Origin of the sequence: Ruegeria sp. HKCCD7221, assembly GCF_013031225.1 — a bacterium.
GTDB lineage: Bacteria > Pseudomonadota > Alphaproteobacteria > Rhodobacterales > Rhodobacteraceae > Ruegeria.
The window spans coordinates 111,695-129,868 of record NZ_WPZE01000010.1 but is presented as its reverse complement, the minus strand read 5'-3'; the positions used below and the strand labels follow the sequence as shown (position 1 = coordinate 129,868).

Annotated in this window: 18 protein-coding genes; 4 read left to right on the top strand and 14 right to left on the bottom strand. The window is 53.6% G+C overall.

Features of this window, described 5'->3' with window-relative positions:
• Both GOX73_RS18815 and GOX73_RS18810 read left to right on the top strand, forming a co-directional pair.
• On the top strand, nt 1-223 hold a 223-nt coding region (locus tag GOX73_RS18815), incomplete at its 5' end, for a helix-turn-helix transcriptional regulator (protein WP_171135060.1).
• Between the two features lie 236 nt (nt 224-459).
• On the top strand, nt 460-663 hold the full coding sequence (locus GOX73_RS18810; protein ID WP_058283652.1) for a hypothetical protein: 204 nt from the start codon (nt 460-462) through the stop codon (nt 661-663).
• Between the two features lie 387 nt (nt 664-1,050).
• Here GOX73_RS18810 and GOX73_RS18805 read toward each other — a convergent pair whose 3' ends face one another.
• The 5 genes from GOX73_RS18805 to GOX73_RS18785 form a co-directional block, all read right to left on the bottom strand.
• Nucleotides 1,051-2,037, bottom strand: a complete 987-nt coding sequence (locus GOX73_RS18805; protein WP_170386641.1) for a zinc-dependent alcohol dehydrogenase family protein — start codon at nt 2,035-2,037, stop codon at nt 1,051-1,053.
• 82 nt (nt 2,038-2,119) lie between these two features.
• Nucleotides 2,120-2,965 carry an enoyl-CoA hydratase/isomerase family protein gene (locus GOX73_RS18800; RefSeq protein WP_171125934.1) on the bottom strand — a complete coding sequence of 282 codons (846 nt, stop codon included), beginning with the start codon at nt 2,963-2,965 and terminating at the stop codon, nt 2,120-2,122.
• A gap of 92 nt (nt 2,966-3,057) precedes the next feature.
• Complete coding sequence (locus GOX73_RS18795) at nt 3,058-3,846, bottom strand: SDR family NAD(P)-dependent oxidoreductase (protein ID WP_170649525.1); 789 nt, start codon at nt 3,844-3,846, stop codon at nt 3,058-3,060.
• Nucleotides 3,847-3,858: 12 nt separating this feature from the next.
• The gene (locus GOX73_RS18790; protein ID WP_170386649.1) at nt 3,859-4,824 is read right to left on the bottom strand and encodes an LLM class oxidoreductase; all 966 of its coding nucleotides are present in this window, start codon (nt 4,822-4,824) and stop codon (nt 3,859-3,861) included.
• 14 nt (nt 4,825-4,838) lie between these two features.
• The gene (locus GOX73_RS18785) at nt 4,839-5,615 is read right to left on the bottom strand and encodes a CmcJ/NvfI family oxidoreductase (RefSeq protein ID WP_170649524.1); all 777 of its coding nucleotides are present in this window, start codon (nt 5,613-5,615) and stop codon (nt 4,839-4,841) included.
• Nucleotides 5,616-5,722: 107 nt separating this feature from the next.
• Here GOX73_RS18785 and GOX73_RS18780 point away from each other — a divergent pair, with 107 nt between their 5' ends.
• Entirely contained in the window at nt 5,723-6,634 is a 912-nt protein-coding gene (locus tag GOX73_RS18780) for a LysR family transcriptional regulator (protein WP_170649523.1), read from the top strand.
• 306 nt (nt 6,635-6,940) lie between these two features.
• Here GOX73_RS18780 and GOX73_RS18775 read toward each other — a convergent pair whose 3' ends face one another.
• From GOX73_RS18775 to GOX73_RS18760, 4 genes are all read right to left on the bottom strand, one after another.
• Entirely contained in the window at nt 6,941-8,482 is a 1,542-nt protein-coding gene (locus GOX73_RS18775) for a hypothetical protein (RefSeq protein ID WP_171126929.1), read from the bottom strand.
• A 539-nt stretch (nt 8,483-9,021) separates the two neighbouring features.
• Complete coding sequence (locus GOX73_RS18770) at nt 9,022-9,423, bottom strand: hypothetical protein (protein ID WP_171126928.1); 402 nt, start codon at nt 9,421-9,423, stop codon at nt 9,022-9,024.
• A 61-nt stretch (nt 9,424-9,484) separates the two neighbouring features.
• Nucleotides 9,485-9,934, bottom strand: a complete 450-nt coding sequence (locus GOX73_RS18765) for a hypothetical protein (protein WP_171135059.1) — start codon at nt 9,932-9,934, stop codon at nt 9,485-9,487.
• An 8-nt stretch (nt 9,935-9,942) separates the two neighbouring features.
• Entirely contained in the window at nt 9,943-10,899 is a 957-nt protein-coding gene (locus GOX73_RS18760) for an SEL1-like repeat protein (protein WP_171126926.1), read from the bottom strand.
• Nucleotides 10,900-11,370: 471 nt separating this feature from the next.
• Here GOX73_RS18760 and GOX73_RS18755 point away from each other — a divergent pair, with 471 nt between their 5' ends.
• The gene (locus tag GOX73_RS18755; RefSeq protein WP_171126925.1) at nt 11,371-11,709 is read left to right on the top strand and encodes a hypothetical protein; all 339 of its coding nucleotides are present in this window, start codon (nt 11,371-11,373) and stop codon (nt 11,707-11,709) included.
• 623 nt (nt 11,710-12,332) lie between these two features.
• On the opposite strand, the gene GOX73_RS18750 is transcribed toward GOX73_RS18755, so the two are convergent.
• The 5 genes from GOX73_RS18750 to GOX73_RS18730 all read right to left on the bottom strand — a co-directional run bounded on the left by GOX73_RS18750 (nt 12,333) and on the right by GOX73_RS18730 (nt 18,115).
• Nucleotides 12,333-13,616, bottom strand: coding sequence for a carbohydrate porin (locus GOX73_RS18750; protein WP_171135058.1), 1,284 nt, complete (start codon nt 13,614-13,616; stop codon nt 12,333-12,335).
• Between the two features lie 25 nt (nt 13,617-13,641).
• Nucleotides 13,642-14,043 (bottom strand): hypothetical protein, encoded by a 402-nt coding sequence (locus GOX73_RS18745; RefSeq protein WP_170482510.1) that lies wholly within the window; start codon nt 14,041-14,043, stop codon nt 13,642-13,644.
• A gap of 32 nt (nt 14,044-14,075) precedes the next feature.
• Nucleotides 14,076-14,789, bottom strand: a complete 714-nt coding sequence (locus GOX73_RS18740) for a DUF3299 domain-containing protein (protein WP_171135057.1) — start codon at nt 14,787-14,789, stop codon at nt 14,076-14,078.
• A gap of 68 nt (nt 14,790-14,857) precedes the next feature.
• Nucleotides 14,858-16,543, bottom strand: a complete 1,686-nt coding sequence (locus GOX73_RS18735; protein WP_170621493.1) for a hypothetical protein — start codon at nt 16,541-16,543, stop codon at nt 14,858-14,860.
• A 60-nt stretch (nt 16,544-16,603) separates the two neighbouring features.
• On the bottom strand, nt 16,604-18,115 hold the full coding sequence (locus GOX73_RS18730) for an amidohydrolase family protein (protein ID WP_170554983.1): 1,512 nt from the start codon (nt 18,113-18,115) through the stop codon (nt 16,604-16,606).
• Between the last annotated feature and the right edge of the window lie 59 nt (nt 18,116-18,174).

The following is an 18,174-nucleotide window of genomic DNA, read 5'->3' as shown; positions in this document are numbered from 1 at the left end:
TCGCGTCGATCTAGCATTCCAGGCATTTGGCGATGGCGTTCTGACGCCACGAGAACGAGAAGTCGTTGAGTTCACATTGAAGGGCCATTCGGCAGAAGCTGTTGGCACAATTCTCGGCATCTCTCCAGGCACAGTCCGCATCCATAGACGCAACATTTACGCGAAACTTAGGATCAACTCGCAGGGTGAGCTTTTTTCAAAGTTCATTGAAAAGGCGCTTTAAAAGTTTCCTTAAACACCCACTTTATCCGTTTTGCCGACCTTGCTACCTTGTGACCCGGAAAGCACCAACCATTTGGACGGCACTGTCTGATAGCCAACGAACCCAAAGGGAGAGGGTTGGGACGCCCGGGACCCATGTCGAGCTAAATTAATACCCGAAAACGCTTTCGGGCCATTGTCTGTCTTACCGGATCAGCCGTTTTAAAAATGGCGTCAAGATACGAAAGGCAAAATTTCATGGACGCACCAGTTATCCAGTTGATTTTTATGCTCATCTTGCTGGTTGTCGTGATCTGGCTTTATATCCTGCCGATCACGATGGCAGGGCGGCGCAACCGATCTGGTTTGATCTGGTTCCTGATCGGTCTGGTTGGATCACCCCTTTTGGCTATTCTTTTGCTGCTGGCTCTGGGTGACGCACCCGAACAACCAACAACCTAATTTTGGGACTATACCACCTGACACTTAAAAGGGCTTAACCCAAGAGTATCTGGACGCCCGTGAGCCATAACGTCCTGCTTAGCATGCAATAAGGGTGCCAATTGAGACACTATGCTTCCGGAAGTGAAGACAAGTAGTCGTTCTCACTCTCCACAACCGTGTTCTGTAAACCCAAGGTCGGCCGATTTGATTGGAGAAGCACAGACCGCTTTGTCCGCGCAGCGGTCATTCAGACGGAACGCAGCGAACGGCTGCGCTGAGCCCAGAGTGACCAATGCTGCAAAAAGCACTAAGGTCAGCTAAGCACCGATAGCCGACATCAATTGCAGTTTAAACTGATATAGCGCGCAAGGTCATTGCACGCGCACCATTCCCAGCTAAATCTGATTACAATTCCACAACGACTTTTCCGACTGCAGCTCCATTTGTCAGGTGCGCATAGGCGGCACCGACATTCGTCCACCCAAACGCCTGTTCGTCAACAATCGGTTTGAGCCCGCCGGCGTCTGCCAGTTCCGCTAGTGTCCGCAAGATGTCCCCATGGGTTTGCCGTTCGACATCGTGCATCATCGGGATCAACATGAAAACGACATGCAGAGACAGACCTTTGAAATGCGCGGGCGTCAAATCAATCTCGACCATCGCAACCGTTGAAGCGACTTGACCATTGAGTTTCGCCGCTTCGAACGAGTTAGTCATATTCGGTCCACCCACGCTGTCAAACACCACGTCGAAGCCTACACCATCGGTGTGCTCAGCCACGTAGTCCTCAACCTTTTGCGTTGTGAAGTCCAAGGGACGCGCACCAATACTCTCGATCAGAGCCATCTGATCTGCGCCACGACCTGTCGCCGAAACGGTGGCGCCGAGGTGTCGGGCGATCTGAACGGCGACATGACCAACACCACCGGCGCCGCCTTGGACGAGTACGGTTTGCCCTTGGCCAACATCGGCGCGCGTCAATCCTTCGTATGCGGTGATGCCAACGAGAGGCAGCGCTGCGGCTTCTCGCATGCTCAGCGACTTAGGTTTGCGGGCAATCAGGCGGGCATCCGCATTAATGTACTCTGCCAAAGAGCCCGGCAAGTCCATTAAGCCTCCGGCACAGCCATACACCTCATCGCCCTTGGCAAAACCCGTCACACCTTCGCCAATTGCGACGACTGTGCCAGCAAAGTCCATGCCGAGCACCGCGGGTAGTGCGGGGGAAAGGGGTAGGTCAGCGCCCATGCTTCGGATCATTGTGTCGACCGTGTTGACGCTGGCGGCGGCTACTTTGACGATCACGTGTCCAGAAGTCGCGACCGGGTCGGGCATATCTACAATCTCGAACGGCGCATCTGGCCCGTATGAATTTAGAACCATTGCTTTCATTGGTTTGTTCCTTTTTGTGACGTAATATCAGGGGCACGTTGCAACAACGCACGCCTGACGAGATCGATGTATTGGGGGAAAGTCAGTTGATGTCCTGCACCTGCATCACCAGATCGCCCCATTTGCGCTGGTTCTCGATGTCGTGCTGTAACCCTTGTTCATCCGCGATGTTGAAACGTTTGACCGCCGGGGTTTTGCTGGTGGCCTGATAGAGCCAATAAGCCTCGGCTTTCAGCGCCTCATCAATGGGTTTGTCGATTGATTCGTAGACCATCTTCTTGCAGGCATTGATCGACTCAGCTGGGAATTTTGCAATCCGTTCGGCCAGTGCGGTTACATATGGGCCAATTTCGTCCGGCTCCAACGCCTTATTGATGGTGCCCAAACGCTCTGCATCATCCGCGTCATAGTCCTGCGCGCTCAGGATGATCTCAAGTGCTTTGCCAAGACCGGTCTGGCGCGCCATGCGAGAGGCGCCACCGCCGCAGGGTAAGATGCCCATGCCGACCTCCATCTGCATGAACTTGTACTTTCCTCGCGCGGCAAAGCGCATGTCGAGCGCCAACGCCAATTCGTGTCCGCCACCGCGTGCATACCCTTCCAGTTTTGCGATGGTGGCCTGCGGCACCTTGCTGATCCGTTCGCAAACCGATTGCAGGTCCAAAAGCTGTGCATCGTCGCGAGATACCGCCTCGGTCGACATAACCTTGAGAAGCTCGGTGTCGTAGTGGCAGACCCAGATTTCCGGATTGGCGGATTGGAAGATTACGACCTTGGTTTCGCGGTCACGCTCCAACCGCATTGCCAGGCTGTTGAGATCGGCCAGCATTGCCTGGCCTTGCACGTTCACGGAACCAAAGTTGAACGTCACGGTGGCGATGCCGAATTCAACGTCTACGTCAAAGGTTTGAAAGTTCTCGTATTTCATCAGGCAGTCCTTTCTTGGGCCTCGACGCGGCATGCGTGAGGGGTGTCGGAGAGTTAAAGGTGGAAGTGTGGGGCGCTTTCGCGCCGCGAGGGTTAGTCAGTCCGGCCAATCAAGTCCCTGATCGTGGTCATGACGTCGGCAACGTGATCTTTGTCCCGTGCTGCGGCATGCGGATTTGCGAAAGCACGAATATCATTGTCAAAATAGGCACCTGACGCATCGGTGAACCTCTCGCCTAGCGCCGCTTCAATCAGGATATCGGCGCCAATGCTCATGTCGTTGCCGGAAACGCCAAAGCCTTCTTTCACCATCTTTGAGGCCAAAAGTGATCCGGGATTTACAGCAACGATTACCGGTGTTTCGGCTCGCGACTTGGCCCAATCCTGAGTCCAGATGGTGATAGCTAATTTGCTTTGGGCATAAGCTTCCATATCCGCAAGCGGCACATTGCCTTGCATGGCTTTGATGTTTACCGGGGCTTGCGCTGCCGATGACAGGTTCACAACGCGACCGTCAGCGGGAATGATCGGCAGCAGCAATTCGGTCAGCAGATAAGGTGCGAGCGTGTTCACGACAAAACGGATGTCCTGCCCATTCTCAAGGACGGATTTTGGGGCTTTCAAAACACCTGCGTTGTTGATCAACACATCCAGTTTGTCATGCTTGGCCCGTACGCTTTCGGCTAGATCTCGCACCGCGGACAGATCGCTTAGATCGGCGACATAGGTTTCGACATCACCGCCGACTGCGGCAGCAGCACTCTCCAATTTAGATACGCTACGACCATGCAAGAGCAATTTGTGCCCGGCGGCTGCTAGCTTCTTTGCCGTGAGCAAGCCAATGCCGTCCGTTGAACCTGTAATGAGAATAATCTTGGTCATTGGTCTGATCCTTTAAGAAAAGTCAGGCAGCAAAGTATCCGCCAAGTGTTCGAGGGTCGCCTCGATAGGCGCTTGATTGAACCTAAGGTTCAGTGCGACGTGATTGACCCCAAGCATTTCAATCTCGCGCAGATAGCTGCGAAGGAAGCCAGTGCCAGATTGAAACCCAAGATGGATCGGGCGAGGAGGGGCAGCTGGATCAGCAACGACATCGACGTAAAGCGATTGCATGACCGGCTTGTCTGATTGGCCCGCGGCCTTCACCCGTCGCCGGTAATCCGCGATGACCTGCCCCTGAGCTGCGGCGTTGCGCGGATAGGTCATCCAGCCGTCGCCGTTCTGTGCCACCCAATCGGGCGTCTGCTGGCTACCACCGGTAATGAGCATCGGCAGGCGGGCTCCATACGGTTTTGGCAATAGGTCAATCCCACCAGACAGCGTGCCCTGGGCGCTTTCATGCTTGGGATAGTCCGATCCAACCGCGCGGATGTAGTCAACGCTGTCGCGGAAACGTTCATCCCTGTCATCATAGCTCTGGTTCATCGCCGGGTACTCCTCGGGGCGGTCGCCCGAAGCTACACCCAACAACAACCGTCCACCCGACAGCACATCTGCGGTCGCCGCTGCCTTGGCCACATGTGCCGGGTGGCGCAATGGTAGAATTACACTCGACGTTCCAAGCGCAATCCGGTCTGTCGCCGTTGCAAGTGCACCCAGATAAACAAAGGGATCGAAGACCTGTCCGGGATCACCAAAGCTTGGAACATTAAACGGCACGTCCCGCAGCCACAGTGCTGCAAACCCCAGTTCCTCTGCCCTCTGAGCCGCTTCCAGATGTTCCCGCAGCGTCGGCTCTGCGCCGACTGCGTATGCTTCAAGCGGTAACACAAGGCCTACGCTTAGACGCTCCGGGCGAAACATCCGGTTGTAGGCCACGTTGATTTGGGCAAACTCAGTCGGCTGCGTTTCATCCAACATGTCAGGACCCCCTTTTAATAGCGCACCAAAGTGCGGCTCTCGATGCTCTTGCGAATGGTAGTGACATTTGGATCCTCGACCATATCAAGCGCGCTATGCGCAATCGATGGAAGGCCGCGATTGTCATAGATGTTAAAGATCGCGACCTCATCTGGCGTCATCTTGGATAGATAGATCCACTCATGTTCGGGGTTTCCCACCAGCCCCATGATTTGCCCTTTGCGTTCAGGGTAGATCAGGTCCAGCAGGATCCAGTCAGACGGATCAACCGATGATGGGCGAACAAAGCCAAGCGGTGCTGAATTGATAGGATGACCCACAGGGCGCCACACATTGACAAAAGCATAGTGACCTTGCGCCCATTCCGCTGCGGTTTCGGCGCCCAACAGGTCGACAAGCCGCTGTTCGGCTCCGTCCTTGCTATAGTCACTGTGGACGTTGCGCGCGGGTTTGCGTGTCGCACCAGGATCATCTGTGCGAACGGTATGATCAAAAACCACAACTTCGCACACACTCAGCTTTTCCAATAGCATTGCTGTCAGTTCTGCATCGTATGTTGGTTTCCAAGCATCCCTGGCAAAGTCTTGGACGTGCGTTTTCAGCGGCATGAATTCGACAGCATCGGACACAAATTTAACTGTGTTGGTCGTAGCGCGGGTATCTTCTAACGTAACGGCTGTGGAGGCCAGTTCGGGGGCAACCAGATTACCGGCAATCCCGCCTGCATCTAGTTCAAAGGCTTGCCGGTAAGGCTTGTGAACGTGGTAGTTGACTGTGGCTATCCGCGTCATTTGCGCCTCCTTCCTACGCTTTGTTGCATCAATGAAAGGGATTTAACGCCAATCTATTTGCATATAAACTGCCCATTCATGGATTGATAATTCGGGTTTTCGATATAATGGGACTTGATACAGATGCGCTGCGATTGTTTGTAGCAGCAGCGGAAATGCTGAACATAAGCGCTGCTGGGCGCGCACTGGGTATGGCTCCAGCGGTCTCGAGCGCAAAGCTCGCCAAGTTGGAGCAGAACCTGGCTTCCGAGCTTTTGCATCGCACAACGCGCAAAGTGTCACTGTCCGTCGAAGGTGCCGATTTCCTGCCTTTTGCCCGAGAGATCATCGCACAGGAGGAGGCGGCGCTTACGGCCTTGGGCAAGCAAACAACCGCCATCCGAGGCACATTGCGCTTCGCTGCGCCTAGCACTTTTGCACAGCGATACATCGCACCGATCTTGCCTAAATTTCTTCAGCAACACCCCGACCTCACACTCGATTTACGTCTGTCAGATGTTCAGTTCGATCTTATCGAAGGGAGTTATGACTTAGCACTGAGGAACGCGCCGCTAGTGGACACCAGCCTGAAAGGTCGAAAACTGGCAGATGACCAGCGCGTTCTATGTGCCGCGCCGCATTATCTCGACAAACACGGCATCCCCAAAACTCCCAGCGATCTAACAAACCACCACTTAATTGCTTTCCAAAATCGCCAGCCACGCCCGCTTACAGGACCTGCCGGCAAGGATGCGGTTTTCGATCCCGCATCCGCCAAGGGTCAATTGATAATCGATGACGGCCAAAGCCAGGTCTGTGCAACGCTGGCTGGGGCCGGTATTTCTCTGAACGCCCTGTGGAGTGTGCATGAACACCTGAAATCAGGCCGGTTAACCCACGTTCTGCCAAACTTTGTGGCCAAAGAAGATAATGTTCTTTGGCTTATCTATCCCAAGTCCAATGTATTATCCCCTAAAGTGCGGGTGTTCATGGATTTTCTGATCGCAGAGATTGGGGCAAAACCACCCTGGGAAACATGAGCGCAAAACAGGTCAAGTGCGCTTTCAGACATCCTGAAGCCAAGGTCGGGAACAGGCGCTAAGCAGACGTGCCTTGTCCAATCACAAATGTCTGGTTCGTCCGCGTGTCAGCCATTGATGCAAACCTAAACGAATGCCGGCTCCGAGCCCAAAGCGGACGGCTCTCGTTCAACAGTCTTTCCCGTTGCGACGCTTGCCAAGAAGAAGACGCGCCGCACAAAAATGCCATTTGCAATGGTTTGTGTTGCTACCAGTTTCTAAGGTGCAGAAACGGTTATCGTAAGCTCAACGCGAAACAGCCATTGGTTAGCCCGGGGCTGCAGCGATGAAGCTAAATTCAAAGGTTTCATCCCGGCCATCTAGGACCAAGCATCGGGAGATTTTGGGTTGGCCGCCGCCTTCAAGCGTAACCTTGGTTCCTTTGGCCTCTCCCGAGATCGCGTAGCTAAGGTCGCCGCAGCTTGTTGTAGGATGATGTACCGTACCGTTCAGCACGCCGTTTTTCAATTTTCCTTCAAACAAGAGATCGCCCGACTGAACCACGCTGTCAGCAAGGGGATCTCCAGGGGCAAAGTACCAGATCCAGCGGTTGTTGCCCTGACTTTCCCAGGCCATCAACGATCCTTCGTATTCCCAAAGCGAAACTTTGTTCCCACCAAAGCGGGGCGCCCACGCGACCTGTTGCTTTTTGACAGTCCGCTTCTCGGGAGTCGGGCTCGAAAGGGTCGCCAGCCGGGTTTCTGCTGAATGCAGCGCAAGGGCGTGTGCTCCGGCATCCGTCGCAAAAGACTCGCCCTCTTCGTCATAGGCAATGGATAAGCCCGGTTCGCCCGAATAATCTGGATGAAAGATACCGAAACTGACATAGCCTTCCGTATCAAGTGAGGCCTCGCAACTCTCGCCGGTGTGAGGATCCATTTCGAAAACTAAACGTATCCTATGCTCTTCGAAAAACGCTTCGCCAATGGGGTAGTTGTGATCATCGCCGAAATGAAGTTCATATGGATTACGTGCGGAACGGGCCTCTGTCCAATACCAATGATTTACGCATCCTTGATAGGCGGTCTTGTAGTTCATTTCTGGTCGAGCTAGCGGATAGACATCGATACCCCAGCGGCCAGCATCGTCAACGGTTTCGATGTAGCGCATCTCCGAAGCCGGTGTGTTGAGCATCGTTTCAATCAATGTGGCATCCATCCAGGTCTCTCTTCCTGAGTAAGCCTCACCCTCTTCGTTTTCACCGACATTCAGAATTCGCAGGAGATCCGCGATCACGTTAACTGATATAGTGAAGGCGTGGTTCACCTGGGCCTTGTTGTAGTCTCCATCTTTAACCACCAGCGCTGGAGCGTGGAAGCCGAGCTGGGCTGTGGGGTGCATCGAACGCGCCGGAATTGGATCTGTTTCTGAAAACTCGCGGGTTCCGGACATGAAGATCAACGCGCATGCCGATGCACAATGGGCGCCCGCTTCGAGACGCGTCACGACAAGAGGAGAGATGCTGCTTTCAGTCCGGGGCCGATCGCGGCGAATTTCTTCGGCAATGGCGAGGCCCTCGGTCATGGACCCGCCCGGACTGTTAAGGCACAACGTTACGATGGGCCATTGTTCTTCCGTGTGTCGACCAATATCGGCAAGTAAGGATCGAAACCTGTCCGCATCACCTGCTTCGATAGGACCGACCAAACGCATGTTGCATTGGGTGAAAGGAACCCCGGGTTTTGGGTTTCTTTCGATTTGACTGCTGGTGATGCTGATCTCGGCAGCATGCGCGTCCGGAGAAATTGCGAAGACCGCAAGATTTGACACAAGCAAAAAAATGGACACGTGAGAGAAAAGATTTGCCATATGTGGTCCCGCTGTTGTTCATGGGCGCTCGACGTACTCAGAAGCAGAAAAGCCTGAACTGATTTCCGCACACCCTCCGACAGAAGGCTCAGGTTGTTTCACAGGGTCAAGAAAATACTGAAGAAATGTTGGAATATCTTTAAGTTAACTGAGGTTCTACTCAGTGAATGCTTCAATTGAGATCTAAGACAAAGTTGTAAAAAGGTCGAGCTGGCAAAGCTCTTTGTGGCTGACTCTCTTTCGAGCGGTGGGCAAAGCGGGTCACCCCTTGATTTCATGCTGTCTTAGCGATGAAATCGTCCAGCAGTCACCGGTTTCCTCGCCAAAGTACTGTCGTCGGATGGGACCCCAAACAAGATCGTGATGAACAAAAGTGGCGCAAAGGCGGGAAGCATACGAGAAGTGAATAGGATTCTGAAGCGGTCTAATCTGTATCGTCGTCAACCTCTGGATAGTGTTTCTCAGAAATCTCCTCCGTAGTTTGGCTTCTTCCGATGCGCTCCGCGCCGTCCCGCTCTTAGCCCCCTGATCGAGAGGCTTTAATTTTTTCGCCACCCGTTGAACTCACACTCTTGATACATCTCTTGCATCTGAGCGGCTAAAGCGTTGATCCGAGCATCAAGCTCCTGTATCTGCCGTGCGTGATTTTCATCCCCCATCACGCCTTTGCAAGCTTTGACTGCACCAGCTTCTATTACTGGCACAAGTTCAATGAACTTGTGGAATCTGTATCGGTCACAACTGTGGAGTGGTAGGATACCACTTGTGTGGATTGCGTTCCGAAAGAGTTCTCTCTCATTGAGGCAATTTAATACGTCCTCAGGGATGTCCTCTGAGGCGTGAGCCTTGGCGTACTGTTCATAGTTATAGATTGCGATGCATCCCAACATCGCCAGAAGAGAACCCTTAATAACTTTAACTGCCTTCGATATATTTTTCATCGTTTAGTTTCCTTAGTGCACTCTGCGCTGCCCTGCTATTGATCGGAACCATTCAGTGGGACTATGGACAGAATATCCGACCCCAAAACTCGCTTATGCGTTTCTGTTCGAAAGACAAGTGCGCAACCTCAACGAGATTTAGGCGCTTTTCGCCGGTGTTCGACAAATGTCCAAAAAGCGTGAGTTCAATCATCACATCGTCTTCGTAATACTGGAAGACTTCCGTTTCGCCGAACACCTGAACCGGGTCGGAACTGATGAACACATACTCACCCGACAGGGGTATGACGACACTCTCGATATAGAAGTCGGCCTCGGGCGCAATATCCAGAATTTCTCCATTCTCTCTATGACCATCCCACTGGACCTCACAGAGCACAGTATTAGCGTCGATCCTCAGAACATGAGGCTCTCGGTCTCGAATGAATGCCTCTGGAGGCCAAGCCTCTTCAGCCTGGGCAGAAGCGCCAATTGAACAGATCAGGGCGCACAACCTCACAATACTTTTCATCTTTTGCCTCAGCAGTGCTCAAAGAAATTTATGATGCAGTCTTTAGCCATTTGCTCGGCTTCTTTGACCTCTTGATATGACAAGGCAGATGCCATCTCATTAAGTAGTCTCACTCTATCCGGATTGTCCTCGCCAAACCGAAGAGAGATGATCATCCACATCAAACCTTTCTGAATATCTCTCTCAACTCCCTTCCCGTTGGCATACATCAAACCAAGAAGTGACTGAGAGTTCGTATCCCCATGTCGCGCGCCAAGAGAGAGCCACTCATGCGCCATAGCATCGTTTTGCTCAATTGTGTCCGTTCCGCTATAAGCACTGGATCCAACGTGGAAAATTGAATTAACCTCGCCGGCGCTGGCAGCCTCTTCATACCAATAAAGGGCCTGTTCAATATCAGGAGTAAAGCCTTCAACTCTGGGTTTCTCGAGTACAGAGGCATAAGCATACATTGCCGGAATGTAGCCCTCTTCCGCCAAGACTTCGAAATAGCGTACTGAAGTAGGGTCCTCACCCAAATGCATTCCAAAGGCGTCTTCCCATCTCTCTTCAAGTTCCGCCCAGCCGCGGATCATATCCGCCACTTCATCGCTCACGTCAGCATTGGCCAAGCCGTACACTTCGGGATTTGTGTTGCCATTAACAATATCGAGTACAGAATATCCGAAATTATCCTCACTGAGCACACTGGCGCCTTCAGCAAGAAACATAGCAACTACTTCCTTCATTGGGCCACCGGCTCGACCCATGTGCCAATGTAACGGAGTTTGTCCACGTTTCTTGTCACGGGCGTGCACGTCGCCACCGGCAAAAAGGAGTGTGGATGTGAAGATGATTGCATCCTCATCGTCCGGGTCCAGCGCGGCCCAGATCAACGGCGTTCTTCCGTCTTCCATATGCCCGTTGGCATGCTCGCCATCTGCGACAAGAGGGATGACATCAAGCCCGGAGTCGAGACTGAACATAAAGTCTCGGGAGCAGAGTCTGTCGCACTCGGGTGTTTGTGAATGCGCAATACCGGCAAGCATAACAAGGATAGAGGAAAGGATCGTTCTTCGCATTCTTGGGCCTTTGGAAAGCTAATCTGAGTTGCGATCATCTTTAGTGACCATAACAGCTCACCCAACAACAAATTCTATTTCTTGAGTGTGATTGCTCTTAAAGTTATTGAAAAGACACACTTGTTCCTGTCATTTGCTCCATGCCGGCTCGCCGAGTAAGTTCCTACTGCTTTTCACGAGCACGGTTGGCGGGCGAAGTTTCAGGGCCGAAAAAGTAATACACCTTGCTGAAGAAAATGCTGGTATTTTGCAAGACCTCGATGTCGCACAGCTTGTGCTTCAACAACGTGTAGGAAGGAAGTTCCGATCGTCCTTGACCGACTGAAAGCGTTACTGGCAAAGCCACGGAAGTCTGATGCCAAAGAACCGTTGTCGTTGAACGTTATTCTGACAGAAACACACGGAAGACTTTTGGAACTGTCGTTCGCTGAAAGTTCACCAGAGCGGCAGAACGAAGTCGCGTTCTTGCTTGAATTTATGCTCAGCGAGTTGAGCTTGACCCAACCAGAAGCCTTAATCGAACCAAAGAATTTGGCCCATGAATTCATATCAGCAATGATCGACAAACGCGAAGATGATGCAGCTAATCTTGAAAACGCAATTCTTCACTTGGTGCGCGGTGCTGGTCGCAGTGAGGAACAAGTATCGAGCGTCATGATGTTCATGGTTGCTCCAAACAGAGCTAACGATCTCAGCTGGTCACCTGTCGGATAAACATCCACCTTCTGAGTTTTGATTACTACTTTTGCCTGAAATGCGCAGAAGATCAGAAATCTCATCAGTCTTCATTTCGACTTTGCTAGTGTTGCCAGGCTAAACGCCAAAGGCAGCCCAGAGGCGTTCAATGTGCGACCTCGGGAATTGCGCAGTTCGCCTAATGACCATTGGTGAATGCAACTGTGTGCCCCGATAAGCAGGATGCTTCGTTACTACGACGACTATTGAAGTGGTGTTCTCGGTTTCGAACCGATGTCAGCTTCGTCCGCAGAGCAGACATTCGCCGCGATTGAGTGAATGACTGCTTCGAGCCCAAACTTGCCGTTGGAGGATAGGTTGCGAACGTCTGCTTTATCCTCTCTTTCACTGAGCTCGAGCTACGATTGTGGTTTTAAGCGCCGGGTTTCGAAAGGAAGCTACGCTACATCCGGCTTTCAACGCGAACCTGTCTGGCTAAAACTGTGACAAGCTTCTCGAAAACGAAGTTTTCAACTTTGCCAGAGAAGCCATCCAATCATCATTAGCCTGTAATTCTACATCGAATTGACGGGCCGGTTAATCAGCGGAGGCCGGCTCTCAGAATACTAAGTGCTAGACAGAAGTTTCGGTTTTTTTCTGTCTCATAAATTGAATCTCAACCTCAGCCCGAACACCAGAGGATCATCATCGGAGAAGCCGGGATTGTTCAAATATTGGACATCTGCCGTGAGCGCGAGGTTGTCGGAGATATCCAGCCGGTAAAACGCTTCGACGGTGGTTTGCGTGTCAAGGCTTTGATCGGTTGGGTCGGCGACCGTCACGCCAAACCCGAACAAGTCGTCATAGAACCCGGGGCGCCACATGACCCCGGCGTTGACCGCACGTCTGGCAATCGGGGCATCGCCGTCGGACCAGCCAAGGCGGCCGAACAGCATAACGCTTTCGTCAAGGGTCACATTGCCCGACAGCATCGCTCCGTGACTGCTGGGCACGCCGGCGTCTTCTCTGTCATCCACATGGAATACACCGAGGTGAACATTGGTGAGGTATCGTTGGTCTCTTGCAGGCGTCCAGCCGATCTCTCCGTAGGTGAAGAACTCCGAACCGCCGGGAAACCAGTCTATATCCGTCAATGATCCATTGGCATCGCTGACCACGCCAAGTGCGTAGATCTGATCTGTAAAGTAACCACCGCCAGCAATGCCAAAGCCGGGATCGGGAATGGGAAGGACTGGACTGAACAGAATTGAAAAATTCGAAAAGGTCGTGCGGGGATTCACATAGCCAAGGATATCGGAATAGTCGCCGGGGTCGATGCGACCTGCAACGAAGCCTCTGTCGATGCCGGACAGCGCCTGCGACCAATAAGCAACCGACAGCGTTGAATCTGTGTCGCTGAAGGTCGTTGCCGTGACACCGAGATATCCGATTTCGCCCGCGAGACCGCCCGGCGCGATATCCGTTCCTAGCCGATGACGGTTTTCGAGGATGAAGACAAAGCTACCCGCATTTTCACTGCCACGATTAAAGAGTGCCCAGTTGCCAATGATCCGCGCCTGCCCGGATGCCGCCTCGTCGGTGCCACTCAGGCTGTCTGAAGACTTCTGGTACAGCGCTTGGAAGTCGAAGGACAAATTCAACCCAGTGCGTTTGGCAAAAGCCTCGCGCGACTGTTCGAAGGGATCGAAAAACCGATCCAGCCCCGGCAATCTGGAATTCTCGAGACGCCGGAGCCTGTCCTGCTCCAATTGCGCCTGAGCCGACGCTGGCCCCCCGAGCGATGCGGTGGCTGCCGCCTCCAGTTGCCGTACCGTGCTGTTCTCTTGGGCTGCCGCCCCGGATGCGATGGCCGCCACTCCTGCGCAAACGCTCATGGTCTGTTTCAACCGCGCCATTGCAACTGTTACATTGAGGTTTGAGCGCATGGTTTTGTTCCTGATACGACTGACACTACTTCAAATCATCCTGCGCCTTGATCTCGGGCACGCGGGACAACGCTTCGGCCATGTCCGCGCTGCTCATCAATTCGATCATCTGGTAGTCGTCCAGCAGTCCATCCCCAAGACGGCTGACGTAAAACGCCTGAATGAAGGTGGGATCGTCAGGTAGCAAAACAGTGATATAGTTTTTCCCGTTTCCGAGCCCCCAATAGTAACTGAGAAGCTCCCCGCCAAGCGCCTCAATTCCACCTTTGACGCTAGCTGCACGATCGCCTGGATTTGCAATCTGCATTTCCCACGCGGCACTGTTGGACGTGCCAATGAACAAAAACGTGCGCATGTTTTGGGTATCTTCTGCAGTTGCCAATGTGGCGTATCCCGCCATAAGAGCCCCTAGGATAAGATGTTTCATCGTACGTCCTTTCGATGAAGAGCCTGACGAGGTTATTGGTTCTCTGTTTGAGATTGACGGTTTTGCTTGAGCTTTTCGGCGAGACCTTCCGCCCAAGTCTTGGTGGCGGCTGATGGATCGGTAGTGCCCACTGACTGGCGGACGTCATTTTTACTGAACGTTTGAACGTCAGTAACATCCATTTCGAAGGTGGCACGCATTGAAACGAAACCGTCGACTACCATCATCCGCTCATCCGACGGCTGGATTTGCAACTGTCCCGTCACAACAATTGGTTCATACATCTCGGTCGACTTCCAGCCATTGGTCAGACGCAAGCGAACCATCTGGTTTGGCGGTGGTGGTGGTACGTGGCTGCACATTCCCCGCTCTGGAACCAGATAGCCCACAGGCGTGCCGTCCTCGGCGGCGGGTGCCGGAATGACAAATCCACCCAGCTTGATGATTTCCCCGTCCTTCGCCGGATTTCCGGCTTCTCCTGCCAGCTTTCTCCGATCCGCAACAACCCACCTTTGCGAAATAAGCCAATTGGCATCAATCCCCTCGGCTTTCAGCTCCGCCTCGACGTCGGCGAGCTGAGCTTCCAGTTGCGATCGGTCATCTTCCGCAGTGTCTCCGGATGTCAGGCTCTCCTGAGCATTCACAAAGGTGCGCAGTGCGACAAGCTGATCGAAGGTCAGATCACGGAAGGGATCCTCGAAGTTCTGAGCCGCCTCATCAACGAGATCGGGCCAGTCAGTTACCAAAGGTTCGGCAACTGCGGCCTGCCAACAGGCTGAGAAGACAAAGGAGGCGAGGACCGACCGGAAAGCCCTCATTGCTCCGGGCTCCCGGGTATCGTGGTTTCGAGCGCTGCCGGCCGATCAGGGAACTCCGAGTGTTCATCCTCTGGCGTTTCGATATCCGCATGCCACGAGAATGCCTTGTCGCCCAGATCGAGCTCGATTTCACCGTCTGTGATGCGCGCGTACCGGATCGGCTTTCCGGGCCGCAGATCGGTGTTTGCAACGCCGCCGTCGATGATGATCTGACCGCTCACCAGAACGTAGGGAATCCCCTTGGTGAATGATCCGTTCATGCCCTTTTTCATCGATGATGTCTCAGTGATCGTCTCGGGGTTGAAAATTGTGATATCTGCGATCATGCCTTCCTGCATCCGGCCGCGCTCTTGCATCGCCTGAAGACCGACGCGGGAGAAGTACTTGGCGGGGATGTAAGAGGCGTTGTTGACGATCTCCATGAGCGGGATACCCTGCTCGCGGGCTTCGCGGAACACGATGCCATAAGTGCCGGCATTGCGCGGGTGGCCGCCGTACTCTCTGAAATCGGCCTCAACTGGCAGCGGTTCGCCATCGACGAGATAGCCGACGATATCATTGGCGATCGCAATGTCCTTCATGTGGATCCAGCGCTTCAGATCGGCTTCCGGGCGCACAGTGATGAAGATTGGCTTGGACGGGTCCTCTGCCTGTTGACGGAAGAATTCTTCGTCCGTTTCATAGAGCTCCCCGGTGGAGGTATCGAAGATATCCCGCGTCGGAACGATATTGTTCGACTCGATCTTGTCGGGCAGCAGTTGTGGGGTTGCGATGTTGGGATTTCCGGTGATCGCCGGATAGTACTCGGCGAAGATGTCCATGTCGCGCTGCTGCAGGCGGCGGGCGAGTTCGTAAATCTCTTCCCAGCCCTGATTCTGAATGTGCGACAGGATCAGCGCGCCATCCAGGGCCACGGCATTTGCGATCACCTCGTTTGCACCCAGCGAGTAGTAGAGCGGCAGGCTCTCGGTCGGCCCGAACCGTGTATGTGCGCCAAAGTACCGGTCATATTCCTTGGCAAGCTTCTGGAGTGCGAAGATCTCTTTCGGGAAGGTGTTGTACCCCATGTAGCCGACCGTCGTATTAACGGTGATCGCGCCGGCGCGCAGACCCTTGACGTACATGGTCATGACTTCTTCGAGTTGTTCCTTGGACGGGACATCGAGGGCCCAACTGGCATGGCCGTCTTCTTCCTCGGCCGCCCCGCGCGATTTGAGGATGTATGTCGGATCGGATGCCAGTTCGACCGGTACGCCGTCCATAACCACACGCCGGATCTCTTCATGTCCCATCCCGGTGCCGTAATTGAGAAAGGAGTTGCCCTCATACTTGTCATAGAACAGGTCGGCATCGGCCACACCGCTTTCCGTGTCGAGGATCGTGGTGGTCCCGTCGTGGGCCATCATCTTCTGATCAAACCCCCCGAAGGAGTGCGAGTGGGTATTGATGAAGCCGGGCGCGACCACGTGGCCTGCAACGTCGATCTCGCGTTCACCCGAAATTGCATCTTCGGTAATCGACGTGATCCTATCGCCCTTGATGCAGACGTTACGAACGGCGTCGAAATTGTTTTCCGGGTCCATGACCCGCCCGTTGAGCAGTGCAACATCGCAATCTGCGGCAAACGCCGGGGTTGCGAAACCTGAGAGTGCGACCAGAATGGCTATCGCGGATGTTTTCATTTCTAAGACTCCAAAAGTTGTTGGCGGACAGAGACCGATGACCCCGCCGTAATGGAGAGGTCAGTTCAGCGTGTTCTTGTAGATCACGCCGTCCTTCATGATCATTCGAATGCTTGGGACATCCTGTCCGCGCGGCGGCGCATCAAACCATGTATCCACCGCGCCGATGGCCGAGATGTCTTCAAGTGGGTTCCCGTCTACGATCAGAATGTCGGCGTAGGCGCCTTCTTCGATCACACCAAGCTTGCCTTCAGGGTAAGGGTTTCCTCGTCCGGTCAGAGCCGCCAATTCGCCACCATTCGAGGTCATCATCTGCAATGCCCAGAGGTTGCCAAACTCACGCGCGACAAACGCCTTCGTAAAATCCATTGACTGGCGATAAGGGACACCCGTGAGAAGCACGTAATCGGAATCGAACACCATCTTCGGCTTGTATTTTTTCACAAGATCCATGAGCTGCTTGCTGTTTTCCCGCAACCACAGAAACTTCGCCGTCGGCGGGAAAGTCGGGTCCTGATGCATCGGGTGTTCCAGAGCTTCGGGCGCAAGCGCAGTCAGGTTGGGCGAAAAGAACGCCTCTTTTTCGACCAGCTTCTGCATCGTCGGTTCGGTAATAGTCAGGCCGTGGTCTACCACTTTGACACCAAGATCGAGAGCACGGGACAGGTCGCTGTCCATAAATACGTGCATAGCGACGTATGAGTCCATATCGCCTGCAACCTCTACTGCAGCAGAAATCTCTTCGTTTGTGAAAGCAGACTGATAGATCGGGTCCTTGATCGATGTCACGCCACCGCTGACCATGATCTTTAGATAGTTTGCCCCTAAAGCAAAATTCCTCCTCGCACCCTGAAGCACCTCGGCGGGCCCGTCCACCAATCTGGTTATCTCCAGTCGCTCAAGATTGCTCTCGTTCTTGCGCTGACCAGCGATACCCCAGTCGCCGTGTCCGCCCGTTTGGCTAAGGCATGCGCCGGAGGAATAAATTCTTGGGCCGGGAAGTGATCCTTCATCAATAACCGCTCTAAGCCCACCATGAGCGCCGCACATATCGCGAACCGTTGTAAAGCCCATCGCCAACATTTCCTGCGCGAATGCGGCAGCACGTGCGCCAATCTCTTCCCATGTGGTGTCCTGAAGCCCCGGGATAGTCCCGTTCTTGTACATGTTCACATGCACATGGCTGTCGATAAGCCCGGGCATGAGCGTACGACCGTCTCCGTCAATGACGGTCACATCCACTTCTTTGGTCTCGATGCCGCGTTCCGTTTGAACGGTGAAGGAGTAGCCGTCGATGCCGCCGACTGGATCAGGCAACCGCTTGGATCCCCCGGTGCGCACATCGACTTCCCACTTCCCGCCCTCAGGAATGTCAGCGTCAATCTTGTGAATCTTGTTGCCTACCACGAGCACGTCGACGTTCTTGAGTCCGTCATTCACTCCATCAAAAACCATCACATTCTTGAAGAGTGTAACAGGGGGGATGTCACCTGTGGCCTCTTGTGCAAAAGCCGCGCTTGTTGTGAGAGCCAGTGCGCTCGCCATCATTGTAGATTTGCCGAGGTATTTCATAGGCTTCCTTTCCCTTCCGCTATCGGGGTACGCGGGGTGCCGAGGTTAATTCACCCCGC

Coding starts and splice junctions, on each gene's coding strand:
- GOX73_RS18810 (WP_058283652.1), top strand. CDS start 460: ATGGACGCACCAGTTATCCAGTTGATTTTTATGCTCATCTTGCTGGTT.
- GOX73_RS18730 (WP_170554983.1), bottom strand. CDS start 18,115: ATGAAATACCTCGGCAAATCTACAATGATGGCGAGCGCACTGGCTCTC.
- GOX73_RS18770 (WP_171126928.1), bottom strand. CDS start 9,423: ATGAAAAATATATCGAAGGCAGTTAAAGTTATTAAGGGTTCTCTTCTG.
- GOX73_RS18735 (WP_170621493.1), bottom strand. CDS start 16,543: ATGAAAACATCCGCGATAGCCATTCTGGTCGCACTCTCAGGTTTCGCA.
- GOX73_RS18805 (WP_170386641.1), bottom strand. CDS start 2,037: ATGAAAGCAATGGTTCTAAATTCATACGGGCCAGATGCGCCGTTCGAG.
- GOX73_RS18760 (WP_171126926.1), bottom strand. CDS start 10,899: ATGTTCAGTCTCGACTCCGGGCTTGATGTCATCCCTCTTGTCGCAGAT.
- GOX73_RS18780 (WP_170649523.1), top strand. CDS start 5,723: ATGGGACTTGATACAGATGCGCTGCGATTGTTTGTAGCAGCAGCGGAA.
- GOX73_RS18745 (WP_170482510.1), bottom strand. CDS start 14,043: ATGAAACATCTTATCCTAGGGGCTCTTATGGCGGGATACGCCACATTG.
- GOX73_RS18750 (WP_171135058.1), bottom strand. CDS start 13,616: ATGCGCTCAAACCTCAATGTAACAGTTGCAATGGCGCGGTTGAAACAG.
- GOX73_RS18785 (WP_170649524.1), bottom strand. CDS start 5,615: ATGACGCGGATAGCCACAGTCAACTACCACGTTCACAAGCCTTACCGG.
- GOX73_RS18775 (WP_171126929.1), bottom strand. CDS start 8,482: ATGGCAAATCTTTTCTCTCACGTGTCCATTTTTTTGCTTGTGTCAAAT.
- GOX73_RS18790 (WP_170386649.1), bottom strand. CDS start 4,824: ATGTTGGATGAAACGCAGCCGACTGAGTTTGCCCAAATCAACGTGGCC.
- GOX73_RS18765 (WP_171135059.1), bottom strand. CDS start 9,934: ATGAAAAGTATTGTGAGGTTGTGCGCCCTGATCTGTTCAATTGGCGCT.
- GOX73_RS18795 (WP_170649525.1), bottom strand. CDS start 3,846: ATGACCAAGATTATTCTCATTACAGGTTCAACGGACGGCATTGGCTTG.
- GOX73_RS18800 (WP_171125934.1), bottom strand. CDS start 2,965: ATGAAATACGAGAACTTTCAAACCTTTGACGTAGACGTTGAATTCGGC.